This window comes from Microbacterium sp. HD4P20, assembly GCF_019449275.2.
GTDB lineage: Bacteria > Actinomycetota > Actinomycetes > Actinomycetales > Microbacteriaceae > Microbacterium.
In genome coordinates this window covers 63,368-84,010 of the sequence record NZ_JAHZQZ020000020.1, presented here as the reverse complement: position 1 = coordinate 84,010, position 20,643 = coordinate 63,368, and the positions used below count along the sequence as shown (strand labels likewise).

The 20,643-nt window shown below is 69.4% G+C and carries 21 protein-coding genes; 8 read left to right on the top strand and 13 right to left on the bottom strand.

Features of this window, described 5'->3' with window-relative positions:
• The first annotated feature begins 7 nt into the window (after window positions 1-7).
• The 3 genes from K0817_RS16195 (at window position 8) to K0817_RS16185 (ending at window position 3,105) form a co-directional block, all read left to right on the top strand.
• Entirely contained in the window at window positions 8-565 is a 558-nt protein-coding gene (locus tag K0817_RS16195) for a cell wall protein (RefSeq protein ID WP_219982707.1), read from the top strand.
• Between the two features lie 223 nt (window positions 566-788).
• Entirely contained in the window at window positions 789-1,688 is a 900-nt protein-coding gene (locus K0817_RS16190; protein ID WP_219982706.1) for a hypothetical protein, read from the top strand.
• A 79-nt stretch (window positions 1,689-1,767) separates the two neighbouring features.
• Complete coding sequence (locus K0817_RS16185; protein WP_253735444.1) at window positions 1,768-3,105, top strand: HNH endonuclease signature motif containing protein; 1,338 nt, start codon at window positions 1,768-1,770, stop codon at window positions 3,103-3,105.
• 119 nt (window positions 3,106-3,224) lie between these two features.
• Here the strand turns inward: K0817_RS16185 and K0817_RS16180 are convergent, their stop codons facing one another.
• Window positions 3,225-3,644: a VanZ family protein gene (locus K0817_RS16180; RefSeq protein WP_219982705.1), complete on the bottom strand. Its 420-nt coding sequence runs from the start codon at window positions 3,642-3,644 to the stop codon at window positions 3,225-3,227.
• 75 nt (window positions 3,645-3,719) lie between these two features.
• The gene (locus tag K0817_RS16175) at window positions 3,720-4,430 is read right to left on the bottom strand and encodes an endonuclease/exonuclease/phosphatase family protein (RefSeq protein WP_219982704.1); all 711 of its coding nucleotides are present in this window, start codon (window positions 4,428-4,430) and stop codon (window positions 3,720-3,722) included.
• A gap of 85 nt (window positions 4,431-4,515) precedes the next feature.
• Here K0817_RS16175 and K0817_RS16165 point away from each other — a divergent pair, with 85 nt between their 5' ends.
• Both K0817_RS16165 and K0817_RS16160 read left to right on the top strand, forming a co-directional pair.
• Complete coding sequence (locus K0817_RS16165) at window positions 4,516-5,514, top strand: glycoside hydrolase family 6 protein (RefSeq protein WP_219982703.1); 999 nt, start codon at window positions 4,516-4,518, stop codon at window positions 5,512-5,514.
• Window positions 5,515-5,632: 118 nt separating this feature from the next.
• Complete coding sequence (locus K0817_RS16160; protein WP_219982702.1) at window positions 5,633-6,601, top strand: response regulator transcription factor; 969 nt, start codon at window positions 5,633-5,635, stop codon at window positions 6,599-6,601.
• A 121-nt stretch (window positions 6,602-6,722) separates the two neighbouring features.
• Here K0817_RS16160 and K0817_RS16155 read toward each other — a convergent pair whose 3' ends face one another.
• Window positions 6,723-8,147: a glycosyltransferase family 2 protein gene (locus tag K0817_RS16155; protein ID WP_219982794.1), complete on the bottom strand. Its 1,425-nt coding sequence runs from the start codon at window positions 8,145-8,147 to the stop codon at window positions 6,723-6,725.
• A 176-nt stretch (window positions 8,148-8,323) separates the two neighbouring features.
• On the opposite strand from K0817_RS16155, the gene K0817_RS16150 reads away from it, so the two are divergent.
• A complete protein-coding gene (locus K0817_RS16150) occupies window positions 8,324-9,982 on the top strand; it encodes a cell wall metabolism sensor histidine kinase WalK (protein ID WP_219982701.1) in 1,659 nt (552 codons plus the stop codon).
• Window positions 9,979-11,154 (top strand): hypothetical protein, encoded by a 1,176-nt coding sequence (locus K0817_RS16145; protein WP_219982700.1) that lies wholly within the window; start codon window positions 9,979-9,981, stop codon window positions 11,152-11,154. Before K0817_RS16150 ends, K0817_RS16145 begins: the two co-directional genes overlap by 4 nt.
• Here K0817_RS16145 and K0817_RS16140 read toward each other — a convergent pair.
• A complete protein-coding gene (locus K0817_RS16140) occupies window positions 11,132-11,725 on the bottom strand; it encodes a hypothetical protein (RefSeq protein ID WP_219982699.1) in 594 nt (197 codons plus the stop codon). The two genes, K0817_RS16145 and K0817_RS16140, sit on opposite strands and share 23 nt — an antisense overlap.
• Window positions 11,726-11,802: 77 nt before the next feature.
• Window positions 11,803-12,660: a tRNA pseudouridine(38-40) synthase TruA gene (truA, locus tag K0817_RS16135; RefSeq protein WP_219982698.1), complete on the bottom strand. Its 858-nt coding sequence runs from the start codon at window positions 12,658-12,660 to the stop codon at window positions 11,803-11,805.
• A 479-nt stretch (window positions 12,661-13,139) separates the two neighbouring features.
• Between truA and K0817_RS16130 the strand changes: the two genes are divergently transcribed.
• Window positions 13,140-15,269 (top strand): acyltransferase family protein, encoded by a 2,130-nt coding sequence (locus K0817_RS16130; RefSeq protein WP_219982695.1) that lies wholly within the window; start codon window positions 13,140-13,142, stop codon window positions 15,267-15,269.
• Window positions 15,270-15,691: 422 nt separating this feature from the next.
• On the opposite strand, the gene rplQ is transcribed toward K0817_RS16130, so the two are convergent.
• The 8 genes from rplQ to map all read right to left on the bottom strand — a co-directional run bounded on the left by rplQ (window position 15,692) and on the right by map (window position 20,642).
• The gene (gene rplQ / locus K0817_RS16125; RefSeq protein ID WP_219982692.1) at window positions 15,692-16,285 is read right to left on the bottom strand and encodes a 50S ribosomal protein L17; all 594 of its coding nucleotides are present in this window, start codon (window positions 16,283-16,285) and stop codon (window positions 15,692-15,694) included.
• A gap of 63 nt (window positions 16,286-16,348) precedes the next feature.
• Complete coding sequence (locus tag K0817_RS16120) at window positions 16,349-17,338, bottom strand: DNA-directed RNA polymerase subunit alpha (RefSeq protein ID WP_219982690.1); 990 nt, start codon at window positions 17,336-17,338, stop codon at window positions 16,349-16,351.
• A gap of 144 nt (window positions 17,339-17,482) precedes the next feature.
• The gene (rpsK, locus tag K0817_RS16115; protein WP_056117708.1) at window positions 17,483-17,881 is read right to left on the bottom strand and encodes a 30S ribosomal protein S11; all 399 of its coding nucleotides are present in this window, start codon (window positions 17,879-17,881) and stop codon (window positions 17,483-17,485) included.
• 33 nt (window positions 17,882-17,914) lie between these two features.
• Window positions 17,915-18,289, bottom strand: coding sequence for a 30S ribosomal protein S13 (gene rpsM / locus K0817_RS16110; RefSeq protein WP_219982687.1), 375 nt, complete (start codon window positions 18,287-18,289; stop codon window positions 17,915-17,917).
• A gap of 154 nt (window positions 18,290-18,443) precedes the next feature.
• Window positions 18,444-18,560: a 50S ribosomal protein L36 gene (gene rpmJ, locus K0817_RS16105; RefSeq protein WP_005050492.1), complete on the bottom strand. Its 117-nt coding sequence runs from the start codon at window positions 18,558-18,560 to the stop codon at window positions 18,444-18,446.
• Window positions 18,561-18,637: 77 nt separating this feature from the next.
• Window positions 18,638-18,859, bottom strand: coding sequence for a translation initiation factor IF-1 (infA, locus tag K0817_RS16100; protein WP_028496510.1), 222 nt, complete (start codon window positions 18,857-18,859; stop codon window positions 18,638-18,640).
• A 181-nt stretch (window positions 18,860-19,040) separates the two neighbouring features.
• Window positions 19,041-19,739 (bottom strand): thioredoxin domain-containing protein, encoded by a 699-nt coding sequence (locus K0817_RS16095; RefSeq protein WP_219982683.1) that lies wholly within the window; start codon window positions 19,737-19,739, stop codon window positions 19,041-19,043.
• Between the two features lie 45 nt (window positions 19,740-19,784).
• A complete protein-coding gene (gene map, locus K0817_RS16090; RefSeq protein ID WP_219982681.1) occupies window positions 19,785-20,642 on the bottom strand; it encodes a type I methionyl aminopeptidase in 858 nt (285 codons plus the stop codon).
• Between the last annotated feature and the right edge of the window lies 1 nt (window position 20,643).

The window sequence follows — 20,643 nt, the reverse complement described above, 5'->3', positions numbered from 1 at the left end:
CAGCATGATGATAGCCACACGTCTGCGTACCGCGCGCCGCGCCGCCCTCGTAGCCGCAGTGGCGACCCTCGCGGTCTTCGGCGCTCCGGCTGCCGCGCAGGCCTCAACGATCTACCCGCCGTCCGGCGCCTGCACCACCAGCCCCGCGACCGCCGAGCCCGGCTCGACCATCGCCTTCGAATGCGCGGCCGGAACCTTCTCGGGCAACGAGAGCGTCACCGTCACGATCACCGGTGAGAACGGCGCGGCCGCCACGATCGGCATGGTGCGCTTCGCGATCACCACGGCGAGCGAGGTCGTCTCGTCCGGGGCGGACGGGTCGCTCCCCCGCGTGGGCATCACGATGCCGGCCAACGCGACCGGCACCTACAACATCGCCGCCATCTCGTCGACCTCGGCCGGCGGCACCGCCGCCGTCTCGATCACTGGCGCCGACGGCCTGCCCGTGACCGGACTCGACAGCTCGTCGATGCTCGGCCTGTGGATCGGTGGCGGCGCCCTCATCGCCGCGGGTGCGGCACTCGGCATCGCCGCCATCGTGCGCCGCCGACGCGACTCGGACTGACTCGCGGTTTCACGGGGTTCCGCTCGTTGAGTGCGGGTCCGTCCGATCCGGCTCCGCTCGTTGAGCGCGTCCCCACCCGCTCGTTGAGCGAGCGAAGCGAGCCGAAACGCCCCGACCCGCTCGTTAGCTCGAGGCGTTTCGTCTCGTCGCTTCGCTCCTCGCTCAACGAACGGGGGGCGGTGGCGACCCGGGGGCGTCCGCGGGCACCGGTATGGTCGGGGCCATGACGGTCCCCCTGTCGACGTCGCTCGAGCGCACCTACCGCTACCTGCGCATCGGGCTCGCCGGCACGGTCGTGGTCATCTTCGTCGCGGTGGGCCTGGCCGCGGCTGGGCCCACGCTGCCGGAGGCTCCGCTCGACGCGCCAGCGGCGAGTGGAGGGGCCGCGGGGGGCGTCGGCTGGCTCTCCTCGGTGAGCGACTACTTCTACACTCCCGCGCGCAACGCGTTCGTCGGAGCCCTCATCGCCGCAGCCCTCGCCCTCTTCGCGCTCTCGGGCCGTGGTGCCGAACGGGGGCTGCTGGATGCCGCGGCCCTGTTCGCGCCGCTGATCGCCGTGGTCCCCACCCCGGTGGCCGCCGGGTCGGTCCCCGGAGTCGTCGCCTCGTGCACGCAGCGCTGCTTTCCTGCGGAGTACGAACCGGATGCCGCCAACGGCGTCGGCACCTACCTCGTGGTCGGCACGATCACGGTGCTGGTAGCCGTGCTGCTCGCTGCGCTTCGGCAGGTCTCGCTCGCCGCGATCCGGTTCTCGCTCGTGGTCGCGGTGGTCGTGCTGGTCTCCGTGGGGCTGACCTGGGCGTTCGCGCGCAGCACGTTCCTCGAGTACGGGCACTTCGTCGCGACCGTGGCGTTCTTCGCGCTGTTCGCCGCGGTGGCTGTGCGCAGCGCCTTCCCGCGACGCACCGTTCCGCCGGAGCGGGTGTACCGGGTGCTGTACACCGCGATCGCCGTGGGGCTGGCGCTCGTGCTGGTGGCGTACATCCTTCTGCTCGCGCTGGCCGACCCCCACGGCATCCCGGTCGTGCTCATCATCGAGACAGCCGCGCTCGTGCTGTTCTTCGCGTTCTGGGTGGTGCAGGGTGTCGAGAAGTGGAACGACCCCGACCCCACGCTGCGGTAGGCGTCAGGGCCCTTCTGGGTTATCCACAGGTACGACATTGGGCGCGCCGAATGTCGGAGGACTCTCGTACATTAGTTCTGTGACCGATCACCTCGCTCCCCTCGTCGCAGCGGTGGATTCCGCGCGCGCGGTGTGGGGCGAGCAGGCGATCGAGTCTCTAGCGCCGGGCGCACTGATGAAGCTGATGGAGGGCCTGGCAGAGGCGCAGCGATTGCTCGACGCGGGCCGGGCGCGGGTGGCGGCAGAGATCGCGCGACAGTCCCGTCCGGAGCTGGGCCCGGCCGGGCTGGCGAAGACGCAGGGCTTCCGCAACCCCACCGCGCTGATCGCGTCGGTGACCGGTTCCGGTTCGGGCGAGGCAGCACGCCTGGTCAAGGTCGGTGAAGCGACCGCGCCGCGCATGACTCTGACCGGCGAGACCAAGCCGGCACGGCATCCGTTCGTCGCCGCGGCACTCGAGGCTGGCCTCATCGGCTCCCCCGCCGCGAGCGCGATCATCACGATGCTCGACCGTGTCGCGCTGCGCGCCGAACCCGACGCGCTCACCGAGGCCGAACGAACCCTCGTCGAGAAGGCGCCGGGACTTGCCGCCGACCAATTCTCGAAGCTCGTCGCACGCGCCGAGGCCTTTCTCGACCCGGCGGGCGTGGCTCGCCGCGAAGACGAGCTGCGCGCCGAGCGGTCCACGCACATGTACGAAGACCGCAACGGCATGCTCGTCGTCAACAGCAAGTTCGACCCCGAGCACGGTGCCCCCGTCAAGGCCTACATCGAGACGTACGTGAGCGCCCAGCTCGCCGCGCAGCGGGATGAGAACGCACCGGATGCTGCACGCCCCACGATCCCGCAACTTCAGGCCGACGCGCTCGCCCACCTGGCCGCGCATGCCCTCGGCTGCGCCGGCAAGGACCTCCCCTCCCAGGGGGCGACCGTGGTGGTGCGCATCGACCACACCGACCTCGTGAACGAGACCGGATACGCCACCATCGACGGGCTCACCCAGCCGATCTCGGTCGCCACCGCGCGGCGCATGGCCGGCGGCGGCGGCATCATCTCGTGCGTGTTCGGCTCCGAGAGCGAAATCCTCGACTGGGGCCGCCGGAAGCGCCTCTACACCGAGCCTCAGAGGCTGGCGCTCGTCGAACGTGACGGCGGCTGCGCCATGTGCGGCGCACCACCGTCCCATACCAAGGCCCACCACATCCGATGGTGGGCCAGGGATGCCGGACCGACAGACCTCTCCAACGGGGTGCTGCTCTGCGAGTCCTGCCATCACCGGATCCACGACAACGGCTGGGACATCCGCATCGACGGCGCCGGCACCAGGGCACGCGTGTGGTTCATTCCGCCTGCCCACGTCGACTCCGCCCGCACTCCGCGCCTCGGCGGTCGTGCCCGCTTCGACTACGCCGCCTGACCGCGCCCCTCGCGTCCTCTACTCGCGCCCTCGGTCGTTGAGCGAGCGAAGCGAGACGAAACACCCCGAACCTCCCACGAAGCCCAAAGGCGTCTCGTCTCGTCGCTACAGCTCCTCGCTCAACGAACGGGGCTCACGGGGCGCTGACGCCGTCGAAGCAGCAGCACGACGCCCAGACCCACCGCCGCGCCGCACAGGTTCGCCAGGATGTCCCGCAGACTCGGCGTCCGCTCAGGCAGCAGCACGGCCTGGGCGACCTCGATCACGACCGTCGCGGCCAGCGCAATGCCGAGCACGACCGGCGCACGCCGCGGCAGCACCAGCGCCAGCAACGCACCCAGCGGCACGAACAACACCACGTTCGCCGCGGTCTCGATCACGTCATACGTCAGGAAGGGCACCGCCCGCGTGATCGCGGCCAGCAGCCCCTGCGCCCCGCGATCGACGGGAACCGGCCAGAACGCGACGAGCGCGAGCGCCACGACATAGACGACGAGCCACAGCCGCGCATCGCGCCACACCCGCGCCTCAGCATCCATCGGGCCATCCCTCTCATCGGGCGCCGCCCCGATGCCGCGCGTGACGCCACGATACCCCCGCGGCAACCAGAAGGGTCAGGCGACGCCGCTCTGCGCCGCGACCGCGCGGTGAACCCCAGCAGTCGGCCGCGCCGTCACGAGGATCGGCAGATGATCGCTGAGACCCTGAGGAAGCGTGCGCACCCGGTCGATCTCGAAGCCGATCGACGTCGCGAAGTCGTAATGGCCGCGGAAGAACCGATACCGCGTATAGGTGCGGGAGTCGCTGAGATTCAGCTCATACCCCTGATCGCGCACGTGCTGGCTCAGATGCTCCTTGAACACCGGGTAGTTGTAGTCGCCGACCATCAACGAGGGCAGCCCCTCGCCGAGCTGCTGCAGCTCAGCCAGCGCCGTGCGGATCTGGTGGCGCCGCAACGAGTTCAACGCGGTCAGCGGCGCCGCGTGGAACGACGCCACGATCAGGTCGAGGTTCTCGTCGATGTCATGCAGCCGGACGCCCAGCATCCGTTCCTCCGCCGGCTTCAGCACCCGATCGTGCAGCGACTTCTTCAACGCCAAAGCGCGCACGTCGACCGCGTGATACGTGTTCTCGCGGTAGTACACCGCCAGGCCCAGCCGGTTGCGCTGCGTGGACTCGGCCAGCCGCAGGCCCGAGATCACCGGTGGCAGATCTGACGTGTCGGCCTCCTGCAGGCAGAGCACGTCGGCTCCGTGACGCTCGACCAGCTGGACGAGCTCGCCGACGGCGCGATGCTTGCGCAAGTTGTACGAGATCACCTTCATGTCGGCCACCAGCCTAGGGCGCGAGTATGGCGAGCGGGTATCCGACGGGTGGATCCGACGGGCTCTCACAGTAACCTCATACTCCATGGCACACACCCGCGGCCGCGCGATCGCCCTGATCACGGTTATCGGCGTCGTGGTGCTCGCGGCCGCCGCCGTCGTCATCGGCATCCTCACCGCGCAGGCTTCGACGGCCGAACCTCCAGGGCCGGGAACAGTCGTTGTCGCCTCCGAGCTTTCCAAGGCGACAGATGCCGCAGCCACCGCCTCCCCAGGCACCGCCGAGCACGCCGCGGCCCAGTACCTGGCCGAGCAGCCCACCGCGTTCTGGCTCACCCCCGAAGCCGATCCGACCGATGTCGTGGCCGAACGGATCGCCGCCCTCGCGGACGAAGCCCGGGCGCAGTCCGCGCGGCTCGCGGTCGTCGTGTACGGGCTGCCCGGGCGCGACTGCGGCAATCATTCGGCCGGCGGGCTCGATGAAGAGGCGTACGGCGAGTGGACGGCGACCATCGGCGAGGCGCTCGCCGCTGCGGCAGACGTGTCTCCGATCGTTGTTCTCGAGCCCGACAGCCTCGCCCTCGCGCCGGACTGCGCCGACCCTGACGGCAATATCGCCGCCCGGATCCGTCAGCTCGACGACGCGATCGACGACCTCGCCGCCGAAGCGACGTGGATCTACGTCGACGGCGGCCACTCGGAGTGGCTGCCGGTGGCCGAGATGGCCGACCTCATCGCGCGACTCGACCTCAAGAGCATCCGCGGCTTCGCGACCAACGTGTCGAACTACAACGCCACCTCCGACGAGGTCGCATACGCCCATGAGCTGTCGGAGCAGCTGGACGGGCTCCACGCCCTCATCGACACCTCGCGCAACGGCGCGGGAGCGACCGGGGAGTGGTGCAATCCGCCGCGCCGCCTGGTCGGCGAATCGGGCGGAACCCTCGGCGACGATGCCGTCGACACCAACCTGTGGATCAAGCCCCCGGGCGAGAGCGACGGCCCCTGCGGCGGCGGGCCCCCGGCAGGAGACTGGTGGCCGGAGCGCGCCGTCGAGCTGACCCGCGAAGCGATCACCGAGTGAGACCCGGTCGACCCGGCGGGGTTGTGTAGCATCGGGGTACTTGCCGCATGCGTCGGGGGCCGCTGCTGGGGGGTTGGGGTCCGGGGCACGTCGATCTCACGAGAGGACCCCACCGCGCATGACGTCCGTCACCGGCGACCTGCAGACCGCCGTCATCATCGAGGACGACCCCGAGATCCGGCACATCCTGGCCGAGGTGCTCGAATCCGCCGGTTTCTCGACCGTCTCGGTCGGCAACGGCATCGACGGGGTGCGCGCCGTTCTCACCTACAAGCCGCTGCTCACGACCCTCGACGTCAACATGCCGGGCATCGACGGCTTCGAGGCGGCCAAGCGCATCCGCGCGCAGTCCGACACGTACATCATCATGCTCACCGGTTTGAGCGACGAAGCCGACGTGATCGCGGGCCTGGGCGCCGGTGCCGACGACTACCTGCTGAAGCCCTTCCGCCCCCGCGAGCTGCGCGCACGCATCGACGCCGCGATGCGTCGGGCACGGCCCGGCATCGCGGGACCCGCCACGACGATCCCGACCCAGGGCAGCGTCGGCCCCTCCTTCCCGGGGGCCCGACCGGCGACGTCGGCTGTCCCCACCGTTTCGCCAGGCGCACCCGCAGCCGGTACACACGTCGTGGCGGAGACATCCGGCCCCACCGCCGACCGCTCGACGGCAGTGACGCCTGAGGCCACCACGGGCACGACGCCGGATGCTGCGGCATCCGCCCACCAGCCGGCCCCGATCGACGGCGCGGCGAACGAATGGCTCGTGCACCGCGGCCTTCGGCTGCACCCCGAGAACCGCATCGTGACGATCGATGGTGCCGAGCTCGACCTCACCCGCACCGAGTTCGATCTGCTCGCCACGCTGCTCGAGTCGAAGCGACGCGTGCGCAGCAAGGCAGACCTGACGCTGGTGCTGCGCGGCGAGTCGTATGTCACCAGCTACTTCGTGGGGGATGCCGACAAGCGGGCCGTCGAGGCGCACATGACCAACCTGCGCCGCAAGCTCGGCGAGAGCGCCGCCCACCCCACCTACATCGAGACCGTCCGAGGCGTCGGCTACCGCCTCACGTCCGAGACGGCCTGACCGGGGAGGGCGAAAGCGGAGGCATCCGTCTCCCCAGAAGCCGGATGCCTCCTCTTTCTCCCCTGCGCCGCGCTCCCCAGCTAACGGCGCTCCCCAGTTTCTGATGCGATTCGGGTTCGCATCAGACCTTGTATCCGTGCTGACGACGGATGAGTTTGAAGAACATCGACAGGGTCTGCACCACTGTCACGACGCCGACGATCGGCCAGCCGATCCAGAGGATCGTGGACTGCACGACCGGGTCGAGCATCGACCACACCACGGCGAGCGCGATCACCACGGCGACGATCATGACGAACGGCGTCCAATGACCGCTGCCCGAGCCCCGTTCGGCCTTGGCCTGCATGGCCCAGTTGTCGACCTTCTTGCGCGACAGGAATCGCGTCCATGAACGCAGGAAGTAGCTCAGTCGCAGCCACATGTAGATCTCGGCCGGCAGGAACATCACCGCGAAAAGGATGTCGCGCGCGTTGCGGTCTCGCATCGAGAGCGCCATGCGCAGGTTCAGCAGAATCGCGACGCCCACCGGCAACAGCCACCACGGCGAGAAGACGAAGGCACCGATCGAGAGCGAGCCGGCCAGCAGCATCAGGAACGCGAGGCGCACAAACATGTTCGTGAGCATCCCGAAGTTCTCGAGCCACCGCACCCGCAGGTTCGGGTGGAACGGCTGCCCCTTGGTGTCGCCGCGCTGGCCGGGCCACATCAGCTCGATCGCTCCGTACGTCCACTTCACCTGCTGGGCGTCCAAGGCCCGCATGGTCGTCATACCGCCCACGTCGGCGCGGGCGAACGGGCTGATCTTGGTGAGGAAGCCGGCGCTCTTGATCTGCAGCGACAGCAGCGAGTCCTCGACCTCGCTGTCTTTGACCCACGGCGTCGACTGGTGGTTCTGCGCCATGACCTCGCGCAGCGCCTGCGTCGAGAAGATCGAGAATTGTCCGCCCAGAACCGCCATGTTCCGCCCGCGCAGCAGGTTGTGCATGTTGAACGCCGCGAACTGCGAGCGCTGACCGGTGATGAGGAACTTCGGGACGAGACCCGTGATGGGCTTGTCGTCGATCGAGTAGATCGCCGAGATGCCGCCGATGCGGCTGTCGGAGGTCGCCTCCGATTCGAGGTACTCGACCGCGCGGGCGCCGGCGACGGTGTCGCCGTCCACACCGAGCAGATAGTCGTAGCCCTCGACCAGGGTGTAGCCGTAGTTGAGTGCGCCGACCTTCTTGTCGGGGTTCTTTCCGATGTCGTGCACGAACACCTCGGTGAACTGCTCGCCGAGGTCGGTGGTGATCTCGTGCGGACCGGCGTACTGCGACGCGATCTTCACGGTGGCGTCCGAGGTGTTGTTGACGACGACGTGGATGACGTCGGGCACCCGCGTCTGACCGAGCAGTGACTCGATCACCTGTGCGATCGACTGCTCCTCGTTGTAGGCGGGGATGACGCAGCCGATCGTCGAACGATGCACCGAGGTGTCGTCGAGCACCGCCTCGAAGTCGTCGGGCAGCGCGAGATCCGCATCGCTCGCCGCGGCCGTGCGGAGCATCAGGTCGGTCACGATCGTTCCTTCGGGATGAGGGAGCCGTTGTCGGCCCGCGATCAAGTGTCATGGAGCATCCGCAACGGTCCGCCGCGGCATCCGTCACGCCGGCGCAAGGTCTGCGCAAGACAACCGCAAGGCCTCCGCAAGGCGCCCGCGCCGACCGCCCATAGAATCGCCACATGGCTACCGGGGGGTTGGCGAAGGCGGCGTTCACGCTGCGCGCGCCCGATCCGCGCACCCGTTCGGTGTGGCTGACACAGCTGGTGCTGGCCGCGAGCTTCGTGATCATCAACCTGCTGGTGCTCGCGTTGCAGCCGACGGTCTTCGTCCGCTGGACCTACGGAGTGGGTGCCGTCGCGGTGATCGCCATCACGCTTGCCACCCTCGCCATCCCTTGGGGACGGCTGCCTCCCGCGTGGGTGCTCACGGTGCCGTTCGCCGACGCGATCGCGATCGGCCTCATCGGGGCCACGACCGATCTGCGGTTCGGATTCCTCTGGGTCTTCCCTGTCATGTGGGTGGGCATGCACTTCGGCGTGATCGCCCTCGCCGCGATGCTCGGCACGATCGGCATCAGCCTGCTCGTCGAGACCGCAATGGAGCCAGGGGCCGAATCCGCGCTGCGCGTGTTCATCGTGCTGCTCTCGCTCACCTTCATCGGCATCACCTCTCACCTCGCGCTGCGCCGCACCCGGTCGCTGCGGCGTCTGCTGGGTCGCCAGGCCGAGCGCCTGACCACGACGGCGCAACGCCGATCCGACCAGGAACGTCGTACGGCCGAGGTGCTCAACGGCATCGACACCGGCATCGCGCGCATCGCCGATGACGGGCGTGTGCTCGCCGTCAACGACGCGTACTCGCGGCTGTACGGGCTCGACACACGCGATCCGTTGCTCCCGGCGCGATCCGTCGAGTACACCGGCTTGCGCGGAATGCCGGTCCCTCTGTCGGAACGGCCCTTTTCCCGCGCGCTGCGCGGCGAGACGTTCACCGATGCCTCCGTGTGGCTGTTCACCCCCGAGGGCGAATGGCGGGTTCTCTCGGTGACAGCCAAGCGCCTGGGCGCCGTCGGAGACGAAGGATCGGGCATCCTGCTCGTGGTGCACGATGTGACGGCCATGACCTACGCGCAGCGCGAGCGCGAACGACTGACTGCGATGGCCTCGCACGAGCTGAAGCACCCCCTCACCGTGATGATCGGCAACGCCGAGCTCGCGCTCGAAGCCGACGACCTCGCGCCCCGCACCCGCGGGCGCTTCGAGGCGATCCTGCACGCGAGCGAACGCATGCTCGAGATGACCAACAGCATGCTCTCGGCCTCACGCAAGGACTTCAGCGGACGTGACGACTTCGACGACATCGACCTGCGATCCATCGTGCTGGACTCCGTCGCCTCGTTCCGCCCGACCGCGCACGCGAACGATGTCGCACTCGAGGTTCAGGCCTCCGAGCCGCTGCCCGTCACCGCCGACGGCTTCCGCCTTCGCCAGGTCGTCGACAACATCGTCAGCAACGCGATCAAGTACACGCCCCCGGACGGACGCGTGCGCATCGTCGGCGAGGCCGCCGGCGAGGCGATGACGCTCATGGTCACCGACACCGGCATCGGTATCCCGGCCGTCGACCTCGCCCGCGTGATGACGCCGTACTTCCGCAGCGCCCACGCGCGCGAGACCGCTACCGGCACCGGCCTCGGTCTCGGGATCACCCGTGAGATCGTCGCGGCACACGATGGCACACTGACCATCGACAGCACCGAGGGAATCGGCACCACCGTCACCGTGCGCCTCCCCCGCGGTGCGCACCGCCCCGCCACGCACCCAGGGAGCCGGCCATGAGCGACGTCTTCGCCGGATCCGGCTTCGAGCTCGGCATCGCCCATGCGGCGATCACCACCCTGGCCACGGTGCTGACCATCGGGATAGCATTCCTCATCAAGCCGAGTACGGCCACGCTGTACTGGGGGTTCGCGTTCGTCCTGGCCATGGTGGCGACGTACGGCGTCGTCATGGGAGACCTGAGCGACAACGAATCGCTGCGCCGCGCCGCGCTCGGAGCCCTGCTGGGCGCACCCGCCCTGCTGTGGTCGGGTTTCCGCGCCCAGTGGGGGCTGCGCCCGCACGCGTGGACCGGCATCGTCCTGGCGGTGACTTGCGCTCTCGCGCTCGCCCTCGCCCCGGGGCCGGCCTGGTACACATGGGCATACCGAACCGGCTTCCTCGCGGCATCCGTCTTCGCAGGGCTGTTCGTCCTGGATTGGATGCGGGCGCCCGCGCGCAGGAACGACCGCCTGCTGCTGCCGCTCGCGGTCATCTCGGCCGTCTTCGTCGTCGCCGGTCTCGCATCGTTCGCCGCCGGCTTCGTCTTCCCTCCCTCGAGCGGCGACGACTTCGCGCTGCAGCGACTGCTCTCGTCGATCGGAATGCTCGCGTACGTCGGCTGCGCGCTGGTCGCCGTCGTCGGGCTTCCGACGCGCGACGCCGCGCTGACGCGCACCGGCGGCCCCTCGACGGAATGGCAGCGCTTCGAACGGACCGCTTCCGATCGCCTGCTGCGCGCGCAGCAGACCGGCGAGGCGTGGTCAGTGGTCTACCTGCGGCTCGACGACGCCATCGACATCCGCCAGACCGCGGGTGCGAGCGCCTCCGCGGCCCTCGCCGCCCGTTTCGAGGAGGAGGTGCGAGCGACGCTCCCAGCCGAATCCGACATCGTGGCGCCCTCACCCGGCTCCGTCGTCGCGCTGATGCCCCGCCCGGACGCCTCGGTGCGCGACAGCCTGCGCACCACCCTCGAGCGCGTGCCCTCTCTCGATGCTTCGGGCAGCCTGCCCATCCGTCCCACCGCGAGCGCGGGCTGGGCTCCGGCATCCGTCCTCGGCTACGACCTGGACGCCCTCGTCTACACAGCTCGCGAGGCTGCGGTGATCGCCAGCGAGAAGGGCGGCGACCGGTGGGAGCGCGTCGGGGCGACGGTCGTCGACCGTCTGATCAGCCGGTCAGAGCCACGGTGAGCGTGTCGGTCGCCGTCTGCTTGGCGTACTCGCTCGAGGTCGGCGTGGTCTGCACCAGGAAGTCGTACGTGAAGTGCAGCGTGACGAGCGTGGCGTCATCGGGCACCGGCCCGACGTTGAAGGTCTGCGAGTAGCTGTAGGGCGAGAGCACGAGGTAGCCCGGGCTCACCGTCGCGGCGTCGGTCTGCGGCTCTAGCGCTGCGAGCGTCTGGGATCCGGCTGACGGCACGGCGGTCATCGACGCGCGCTGGAGGTAGACCTTCTGCCCGTCGTCTGGCTGCACCGTGGTGAGCATCGACAGGCTGACCGGCTTGATCGCCTCGGCCGTCCACCGGTCCATCGACAGCGTCGACCAGTAGTCCACCGCAGCGCTCACCGCGCCGGCCACCAGCTCGCGCTGCGTCGCCCCACCCGAGAGGTCGTTGGGCACCGGAGTCGGCACCGCGGTGCCCGTGGACGAACTCGTGGGCGCGGCATCCATCTGCCACGGCGCCGGGCCGCAGCCCGCCAGTACGCTCGCAGCCAGCGCACTCAGCGCCGCGATCCCGGCGAATCGTCGAATCCTGCTCATTTCGCCCCCTGGCACGTCGGCCCCACAGGGCATGCGCCGCTCAGCAACGGCCGGGACAGTCTAGCGGCGTGGCCCCGTCACTCGCGGTCGCGGCGTGCCCGGGTCTGCTCGGCGCGCTGGGCGAGGAGTTCGTCGGCGGGATAGCCCACCGCGGTGAGCGTCAGCCCGCGCGCCGCCAGCACCTTCACGTCGGGCACGCGGTCGCGGGCGTCGCGGATGTCGACGACGTCCTCGGCATCGAGCCGGCCCTCCCCGACGGCGACGCACGCTCCCACGAGGGCACGCACCATGCTGTGGCAGAAGGCATCGGCCTTCACGTTCGCCACGAGCACGCCCGCGGCGTCCCTGCGCCAGTCGAACTCGAGCAGCGTGCGGATCGTCGTCGCCTCTTCGCGGGGCTTGCAGTAGGCGGCGAAGTCATGCAGACCGATGAGGCTGCGGGCCGCGGCATCCATCGCCTCGTGATCCAGGGATGCCCGCACCGAGGTCGTGCGATGCCGCTCGAGCGGGTCGTACCCGGTCACCGTGTCGGCGATGCGGTACTCGTAACGCCGCCACACGGCCGAGAAGCGGGCGTCGAAGCCGGGCGCGGCCGGCGCGGAGCGCGTGACCGCGACGTCGGAGTAGGAGCCGACCACGCCGGTCATGCGGGCTGCGAGAGCCGTGACGCGGTCCTCGGGCGCCGAGGTGTGTCCGGCGCGCGGACGGCGCGCGAGCAGCCGCGCGTCCTGGGCTTCGTCGAGGTCGACGTGTGCGACCTGGCCGCTGGCGTGGACTCCGGCATCCGTCCGTCCCGCGACGACCAGCCGTGGGTCGCCCCCGAGCACCCGCCCGAGCGCGGACTCGAGCGTCTCTTGCACCGTGCGCAGACCGGGCTGGCGGGCCCACCCACGGAAGTGCGTGCCGTCATACGCGATGTCGAGCCGAATCCGCACCCCTGGAGCCTATCCCCCGCTATCCCCCGCCGCCTCGCTGGCTCGGCGCGGCTCCCACGCCTCGCCCACCATGTGGGTCTCTCGCCGAGCATGTGGGTTTCTCGCCGAGCATGTGCCGTCCTCGCCGAGCATGTGGGTTTCTCGCCGAGCATGTGCCTCTCGCGCCGACCATGTGCCTCTCGCGCCGAGCATGTGGGTTTCTCGCCGAGCATGTGGGGCATGCTCGCTGCGAAACCGACATGGTCGCGGGAGAACCGACATGGTCGCGGGAGAACCGACATGGTCGCGGGAGAACCGACATGCTCGGCGCGAGAACCGACATGGTCGCTGCGAAACCGACATGGTCGCGGGAGAACCGACATGGTCGCGGCACTGACGGGGGGGCAGGGCGACACGGCACGGGATGCTGGACAAAAGGTTCACGGGGAGAGTCCAGAGGCCCCGTCGTAGAATTGCGGTTCCCCCCTCGAGAGAACTTCATGACGTCGAACGCGCCCGCCGAACGCCCCGCTCGCTACCGGGGTCTCGATGGGCTGCGCGCGATCGCGGTGACACTCGTCGTGGTCTATCACCTGTTTCCGCCGGCGCTGCTGCCCGGCGGCTTCGTCGGGGTCGACGTCTTCTTCGTCATCAGCGGATTCCTCATCACGAGCCTGCTCCTGCGCGAGCACGACGCGACCGGACGAGTCGGGTTGCGCGCGTTCTGGCAACGCCGTGCCCGGCGCCTACTCCCCGCGCTCGCCCTCGTCGTGGTGGTCTGCTCGACGCTGGCGTGGCTGATCGGCGGCGACGTGCTCGTGCATCTGGGCGCACAGGTCCTCGGCGCGGCGACGTTCAGCTACAACTGGGTCTCGATCGCGGCCGGCAGCGGATACTTCGCCGCCGCCACTCCCGAACTCTTCCGCAACTTCTGGTCGCTCGCGGTCGAGGAGCAGTTCTACGTGCTGTGGCCGCTGCTGTTCCCGATCTTCCTGCTCCTGCCGCGCGCGTGGGCACGGGTCGGCGTCGCGTTGGCCCTCGCCACCGCATCAGCGGTGTGGATGGGCACCGCGGTCGATCGCGGCGACGACCTCACCCGCGCGTACTTCGGCACCGACACGCACGCCTTCGGGCTCCTCCTCGGGGTGGGACTCGCCTTCCTCCTGGCACCGATGCTCGCGCGGCCGCCTGCTCCGCCCGCTCCCGCGTCACCGTCCACCGCCGCACTCGCCCCTGGGTGGATGGTCGTGATCCCCAGGTTCGGCGGGGGCACCGGCCCCGTCGCCACGGAGGCGCCGCCGTCCGTCGCACGCGTGACCCGACCCGCGTGGGTCGATGCGCCCCGCGCCCGTCTGGTCACCGGGATCGCCGGCATCCTCGCGATCCTCGGCGTTGTCGCGGTCTCGATGCTCCCGCCGGTCGACTCCGCCGCCACCTTCCCGGGTGCCCTGCTCGTCGCGAGCGTGCTCACCGCAGTCGCGATCACGGCGGGCGTCTGGCCCGGTTCCTGGTTCGGACCGGCGATCGATGTCGCTCCGCTGCGCTGGATCGGCGACCGCTCCTACGGCATCTACCTGTGGCACTGGCCGCTGCTCGTGCTCGCCGTCGCCGCCTTCGCCGGCACAGGAACCTCCGCCGGCGTACCGGTGTGGATCGGCCTCGGAGTGCTCGCGGCGACGGCCGTGGCATCCGCTCTGTCATATCGCTTCGTCGAAATGCCGGTGCGCCGCCGCGGACTGCGCGGCTCGGCCCGCGTGCTCGCCGCGCGCTTGCGCAGCGGCCCGCGCGCCCGCATCCGCGCGATCGGGGTCGCGCTCGCGGGCGTGGTCTTCGTCGCCGGAACAGGCGCCGCGATCGCCGCCGCCCCCGCCGCGTCGACCAGCGAAGCCGTCGTCGCCGCCGGCCGCCACGCGCTCGAGCAGGCGCAGCGGGAGGCCGAGATCGGCGGCGACCCTGGCGCGACCGCGACTCCTGACGCGACGGAAACCGCGGACGCGACCGCGACTCCCGGCGCGACGGAGGCTCCGGGCGCTTCGGGCGAGCCGGGGGCGACGGATGCTGCAGACCCGGCCGCCGTCCACGTTTCCGGTGACCGCATCACCGCCGTCGGCGACTCGGTCATGCTGGCGTCGGCCAGAGGGCTGCTCGAACGCCTGCCCGGCATCGCGGTGGACGCGGAGGTGTCGCGGTCGATCTGGGCGGGTCCCGGCATCCTGGACTCCCTTGCCGCCGGCGGCGTGCTGAGACCCTACGTCGTCGTCGCCCTCGGAACGAACGGCCCGGTCAACATCGAGTCGCTCGAGCGGATGGCGGCCGCGATCGGCCCGGAGCGGCACCTCGTGCTCGTGAACGCGTACGCTCCGCGCGATTGGATTCCCGGTGTCAACGCCGATCTGCAGGCTTTCGCCGACGCGCGGCACAACGTGAGCATCGCCGACTGGTCGGGCGCGATCTCTGCCCGGGTCGACCTGCTCGCCGGCGACCATGTGCATCCGGGCGGCGAAGGAGGGCGGCTCTTCGCCGAGACGATCGCAGACGCCGTCGACGCCGCCGAGCGCGATCACCTCGAGCGCCGCGCGAACGCCATCCGCCGCATCGAGAGCAACCTGGGCATCGACCTCACCCCGTAACCCCTCGCCCCGCGGTTGCGTGGGTCCGAGCGACCGCTCCGCCCCGCGACCCCGCGACCCCGCGACCATGTCGGTTTCTCAGCGACCATGTCGGTTTCTCAGCGACCATGCCCCACATGCTCGGCGCGAGAGGCACATGCTCGGCGAGAAACCCACATGCTCGGCGAGAAACCCACATGCTCGGCGAGAAACCCACATGCTCGGCGAGAAACCCACATGCTCGGCGCGAGAGGCACATGCTCGGCGGGAAACCCACATGCTCGGCGGCGACACAGGGGGTGGAAACACCCGGAGGACGGGCGGCGGAACCGAGCGGGAACGCAGCGAGACCCGCGGCCCGAAGGGCCGCGGGTCTCGCGGGTGCAAGGGACGCCGGAACAGGATGTCCCGGCTCGGCCGGACGGCGACGCCCGGCGGTCCGATTACTCGGACTTCTCCTCGGCGGGGGCCTCGACGGCGTCCTCGGCAGCAGCCTCGGCGGCAGCGCCCTCCTCGGGGGACTCGGCGCCGGCCGCGGTCGCCGACTCCTCGGCAGTGGTGTCTTCGATGGGCTCGTCGCTCACGTTCGACTCCTCGGCAGCGTCAGCGGCAGGGGCAGCAGCAGCCGGGGCAGCGGCATCCGCCTTGGCCGCCTTCTTGGCGGACGGCTTCTTGGTGACGGGCTCGAGCACGAGCTCGATGACGGCCATGGGGGCGTTGTCGCCCTTGCGGTTGCCGACCTTCGTGATGCGGGTGTAGCCACCCTCACGGTCGGCGACCAGCGGCGCGATCTCGGTGAAGAGCTCGTGCACGACCGACTTGTCGCCGATGATCGACAGCACGCGACGGCGCGCGTGCAGGTCGCCGCGCTTCGCGAACGTGATGAGGCGCTCGGCGAGCGGACGCAGACGCTTGGCCTTGGTCTCGGTCGTCTTGATCGACTTGTGCGTGAAGAGGGCCGCGGCGAGGTTCGCAAGCAGCAGGCGCTCGTGTGCGGGACCGCCTCCGAGGCGGGGACCCTTCGTGGGCTTGGGCATTCTCAATTACTCCAGTGGGAAAAGTCGGTCGATATGACGGATGCCTCGGGCTGAGGCATCCGGTCAGACGGTCTCGTCGTCGTAGCCGCCGTAGAAGTGCGCACCGTCGAACCCGGGGACCGAGTCCTTCAGCGACAGGCCGAGTGAGACGAGCTTGTCGCGCACCTCGTCGACCGACTTCTGACCGAAGTTGCGGATGTTCATGAGCTGCGTCTCGGACAGGGCCACGAGCTCCGACACGGTGTTGATGCCCTCGCGCTTGAGGCAGTTGTACGAACGGACCGACAGATCGAGGTCTTCGATCGGCATCGACAGCTCGTTCGACAGGACGGTCTCGACCGGCGCGGGGCCGATCTCGATGCCCTCGGCCTCGACGTTCAGCTCGCGCGCCAGACCGAACAGCTCGGTCAGGGTGCGGCCGGCCGACGCGACGGCGTCACGCGGGGCCATCGACGACTTGGTCTCGACGTCCAGGATGAGCTTGTCGAAGTCGGTGCGCTCACCGGCACGCGTCGCCTCGACGCGGTACGACACCTTGAGGACGGGCGAGTAGATCGAGTCGATCGGGACCTGACCGGCCTCAGCGTACTCGTTGCGGTTCTGCGTCGCCGAGACGTAGCCGCGGCCACGCTCGATCGTCAGCTCGAGCTCGAACTTCGCGGTGTCGTTGAGCGTCGCGATGACCAGCTCGGGGTTGTGCACCTCGACGCCCGCGGGAGCGGAGATGTCGGCGGCGGTGACCTGACCGGCACCGGTCTTGCGCAGGTACGCGGTGATGGGCTCATCGCGCTCGCTGGAGACGACCAGCTGCTTGATGTTGAGGATGATCTCGGTGACATCCTCCTTGACACCCGGGATGGTGCTGAACTCGTGGAGGACGCCGTCGATGCGGATCGACGTCACGGCCGCGCCGGGGATGGACGACAGGAGGCTGCGACGCAGCGCGTTGCCGATCGTGTAGCCGAAGCCGGGCTCCAGCGGCTCGATGACGAAACGGCTGCGGAACTCCCCGACCTTCTCCTCGGTCAGAGTGGGACGCTGTGCGATGAGCACTATGTGTTCCTTTCGATCACGTGCCCGCTATATGACACGTGCGGTTGGTGAGGTGTTGAGTTTTACTCGAGGGATGCCCCGGGCAGAGGCATCCGCAAACGAACGGTTGCCGGGGCACCATGACGGTGCCCCGGCTGCGAAAGTTCAGACGCGGCGGCGCTTCGGCGGACGGCAGCCGTTGTGAGCCTGGGGCGTGACGTCCTGGATCGAACCGACCTCGAGGCCGGCGGCCTGCAGCGAGCGGATCGCGGTCTCGCGACCCGAGCCGGGGCCCTTCACGAAGACGTCGACCTTCTTGACGCCGTGCTCCTGCGCCTGGCGGGCAGCGGACTCCGCGGCCATGCCGGCGGCGTACGGCGTCGACTTGCGCGAGCCCTTGAAGCCCACGCCACCCGACGACGCCCAGCTGATGACGGCGCCCGACGGGTCGGTGATCGAAACGATCGTGTTGTTGAACGTCGACTTGATGTGGGCCTGGCCCAACGCGATGTTCTTCTTCTCCTTGCGGCGCGGCTTGCGCGCGGCGGTCTTGGCCTGTGCCATTGCTCTGCTCTCCTAAACCCTGGGGGCCGCGCCTTAGCGCGCCTTCTTCTTGCCGGCGACGGTGCGCTTCGGGCCCTTGCGGGTGCGAGCGTTCGTCTTCGTGCGCTGACCGCGCACCGGGAGGCCGCGGCGGTGGCGGATGCCCTCGTAGGAGCCGATCTCGACCTTGCGGCGGATGTCGGCGGTCACTTCGCGGCGAAGGTCACCTTCGACCTTGTAGTTGCCTTCGATGTAGTCGCGGAGCGCAACGAGCTGCTCGTCGCTGAGGTCCTTGACGCGGACGTTCTCGTCGATCTCCGTCGCCTTGAGGATCTCGTTCGAGCGGGTACGGCCGACGCCGTAGATGTAGGTGAGTGCGATCACCACGCGCTTGTCGCGCGGGATGTCCACGCCAGCAAGACGTGCCATGCGGTTCTCCTAAGGAGTGAGTGGAGGTGTGGAGCAGCATCGGTGCCCGGGCCTCCGCCCGAGGTGTCCGCCGGCCTCTGTCGAGGACGGGTTCTGATGCTGCCGTGTGTGTATTGAGTTATGAGATTCGGGATGCCGCGAGCCGCGGCATCCGTCAGCCCTGGCGCTGCTTGTGACGCGGGTTGCTCTTGCAGATCACCATGACGCGGCCGTGGCGGCGGATGACCTTGCAGTGGTCGCAGATGGGCTTGACGGAGGGATTGACCTTCATGATTTTCCTGTTTCGCTGTCTTCGCCGGGCAGGCACGACCCTCTCGGGCACGCCTGGGGCGTTACTTCTCGACCGGTCTAGCGGTAGCGGTAGACGATGCGGCCGCGGGTCAGGTCGTAGGGGCTGAGCTCCACGACCACGCGGTCCTCGGGGATGATGCGGATGTAGTTCTGCCGCATCTTGCCTGAGATCGTGGCGAGCACCTTGTGTCCGTTGGTGAGCTCGACGCGGAACATCGCGTTGGGCAACGCCTCGGAGATCACGCCCTCGATCTCGATGACACCGTCTTTCTTCGCCATATACTCGCTTACGCTTCTGCAGACCGGCCGGTCTGCGGTGGATGGGATTCGGTGCGGCGACACGCCAATATAGGCGCAACGCACCAAAGATCAATCATACGTGATATCGGATGCCTCGGCAAACCAGCGTCGCGATGGTGGATCGCCGCCGCGCCGGCCTGCCTGCGCCGGTGCCGGCGGCCTACTCGAAGAGCGTGGCGAGCTGGCCCGGCTCGGGGAGCTGGCTGTTGGAGATGACCTGGCCGTTGACCGCGACGGTGGGCGTGCCGATGCCCTCCGACCCGGGCTGGATCGGGGTCTGCGGGGTCATCTCGGTGACGTAGCCGGCGTAGGTGCCGTCGTTCACGCACGCGTCGATGCCGGTGACGCCGACGCCCGACGCGATCTGAAGCATCTCGTTGTTCGTCAGGCCGCTCGAACCCTCGGCGGGCTGATTCGCGAACATCGCCTGCAGGAACGACAGTGACGCCGTGGGGTCGGCCTCGGCGACGCAGTATGCCGCGTTCGCCGCGCGCGTGGAGTACTGCGTGCCCCGGGACCGGTCGTCGAGGATCGCGATCGGGTGGATGCCGAGCGTGATGCTGCCGTCCTCGACCATGCCCTCGATCTCAGCGCCGTAGATCTGCTCGAACTGGTTGCAGACCGGGCACATGAAGTCGATGTAGGTGTCGAGGCGGTTCTCGCCGTCGCCGATGAGGATCGCTCCGGTCTCGACCTCGATGCCCGCGGCGCTGGGCGGATTCACGTCGGTGGGCACCGGCCGGGGGGCCGCCGCGTTGTTGAGTGTCACGACGAGCACGGCGACGATCACCAGCGCGGCGACGACCGCGGCGCTCACCCAGATCGCGAACCAATTGACCTTGCGCGCACCCTGTGCCATGTCGACTCCTTACGAAACCCTGCGCCGACCATCCGGCGCCGAAAACTATGCGAGCTCGCGCGGCGTCACGCCGAAAGGCGCAAGGCCGGCGGCACCGCCGTCAGGTGCGGTCAGCACCCAGATACCGTCATCATGCACGGCGACGCTATGTTCCCAGTGGGAGCCTGCCGTGCCGTCGATCGTCGACACCGTCCAGCCGTCGTCCTCGACGAATGTCGCCTGGTCTCCGATGACGACCATCGGCTCGATCGCGAGGGCCAGGCCCGGTCGCACCTCGGGGCCGGGGTCGGCCACGCGATAGTTGAACACCGACGGCGACTCGTGCATCTTGCGGCCGATGCCGTGCCCCACGTACTCGCGCAGGATCCCGTACGAGCCCCCCGCGCCGTCCGAGGAACCCGGCGAGTTGGCCTCGATGTACTCCTGGATCGCGGCGCCGACCTCGTCGAGGTGCTTGGCCGTCGCCAGCGCGGCGATGCCGGCCCACAGCGACCCCTCGGTGACGTCCGACAGTCGCTGCCGTTCGGCGACGAGCTCCGGGCGGGCAGCATCCGGAACGACCAAGGTGAACGCCGAATCGCCGTTCCAGCCCTTGTACTCAGCACCGGCGTCGATCGACAGGATGTCGCCCGGCTCGAGCGCACGGTCGCCCGGGATGCCGTGGACGACCTGCTCGTTCACCGAGGCGCAGATGGTGTGGCGGTACCCGCGCACCATCTGGAAGTTCGACTTCGCGCCCCGGGCGGTGATGACATCGGATGCCGCGGCATCCAGCTCCGCCGTGGTGACCCCCGGTGCGATCAGCTCGCGCACGGCCTCGAGTGCCGCAGCGGTGATCAGGCCGGGCTCCACCATCGCCCGCAGCTGGGCGGGCGTCTTGTAGATCGAGCGGCGCAGCGACACG

Coding starts and splice junctions, on each gene's coding strand:
- rpsM (WP_219982687.1), bottom strand. CDS start 18,289: ATGGCACGTCTTGCTGGCGTGGACATCCCGCGCGACAAGCGCGTGGTG.
- K0817_RS16130 (WP_219982695.1), top strand. CDS start 13,140: ATGACGTCGAACGCGCCCGCCGAACGCCCCGCTCGCTACCGGGGTCTC.
- K0817_RS16160 (WP_219982702.1), top strand. CDS start 5,633: ATGACGTCCGTCACCGGCGACCTGCAGACCGCCGTCATCATCGAGGAC.
- K0817_RS16180 (WP_219982705.1), bottom strand. CDS start 3,644: ATGGATGCTGAGGCGCGGGTGTGGCGCGATGCGCGGCTGTGGCTCGTC.
- K0817_RS16095 (WP_219982683.1), bottom strand. CDS start 19,739: ATGGCACAGGGTGCGCGCAAGGTCAATTGGTTCGCGATCTGGGTGAGC.
- K0817_RS16195 (WP_219982707.1), top strand. CDS start 8: ATGATAGCCACACGTCTGCGTACCGCGCGCCGCGCCGCCCTCGTAGCC.
- K0817_RS16150 (WP_219982701.1), top strand. CDS start 8,324: ATGGCTACCGGGGGGTTGGCGAAGGCGGCGTTCACGCTGCGCGCGCCC.
- K0817_RS16155 (WP_219982794.1), bottom strand. CDS start 8,147: ATGCTCCGCACGGCCGCGGCGAGCGATGCGGATCTCGCGCTGCCCGAC.
- K0817_RS16145 (WP_219982700.1), top strand. CDS start 9,979: ATGAGCGACGTCTTCGCCGGATCCGGCTTCGAGCTCGGCATCGCCCAT.
- rpsK (WP_056117708.1), bottom strand. CDS start 17,881: ATGGCACAGGCCAAGACCGCCGCGCGCAAGCCGCGCCGCAAGGAGAAG.
- rplQ (WP_219982692.1), bottom strand. CDS start 16,285: ATGCCCAAGCCCACGAAGGGTCCCCGCCTCGGAGGCGGTCCCGCACAC.
- rpmJ (WP_005050492.1), bottom strand. CDS start 18,560: ATGAAGGTCAATCCCTCCGTCAAGCCCATCTGCGACCACTGCAAGGTC.
- infA (WP_028496510.1), bottom strand. CDS start 18,859: ATGGCGAAGAAAGACGGTGTCATCGAGATCGAGGGCGTGATCTCCGAG.
- K0817_RS16165 (WP_219982703.1), top strand. CDS start 4,516: ATGGCACACACCCGCGGCCGCGCGATCGCCCTGATCACGGTTATCGGC.
- K0817_RS16190 (WP_219982706.1), top strand. CDS start 789: ATGACGGTCCCCCTGTCGACGTCGCTCGAGCGCACCTACCGCTACCTG.
- K0817_RS16175 (WP_219982704.1), bottom strand. CDS start 4,430: ATGAAGGTGATCTCGTACAACTTGCGCAAGCATCGCGCCGTCGGCGAG.
- K0817_RS16140 (WP_219982699.1), bottom strand. CDS start 11,725: ATGAGCAGGATTCGACGATTCGCCGGGATCGCGGCGCTGAGTGCGCTG.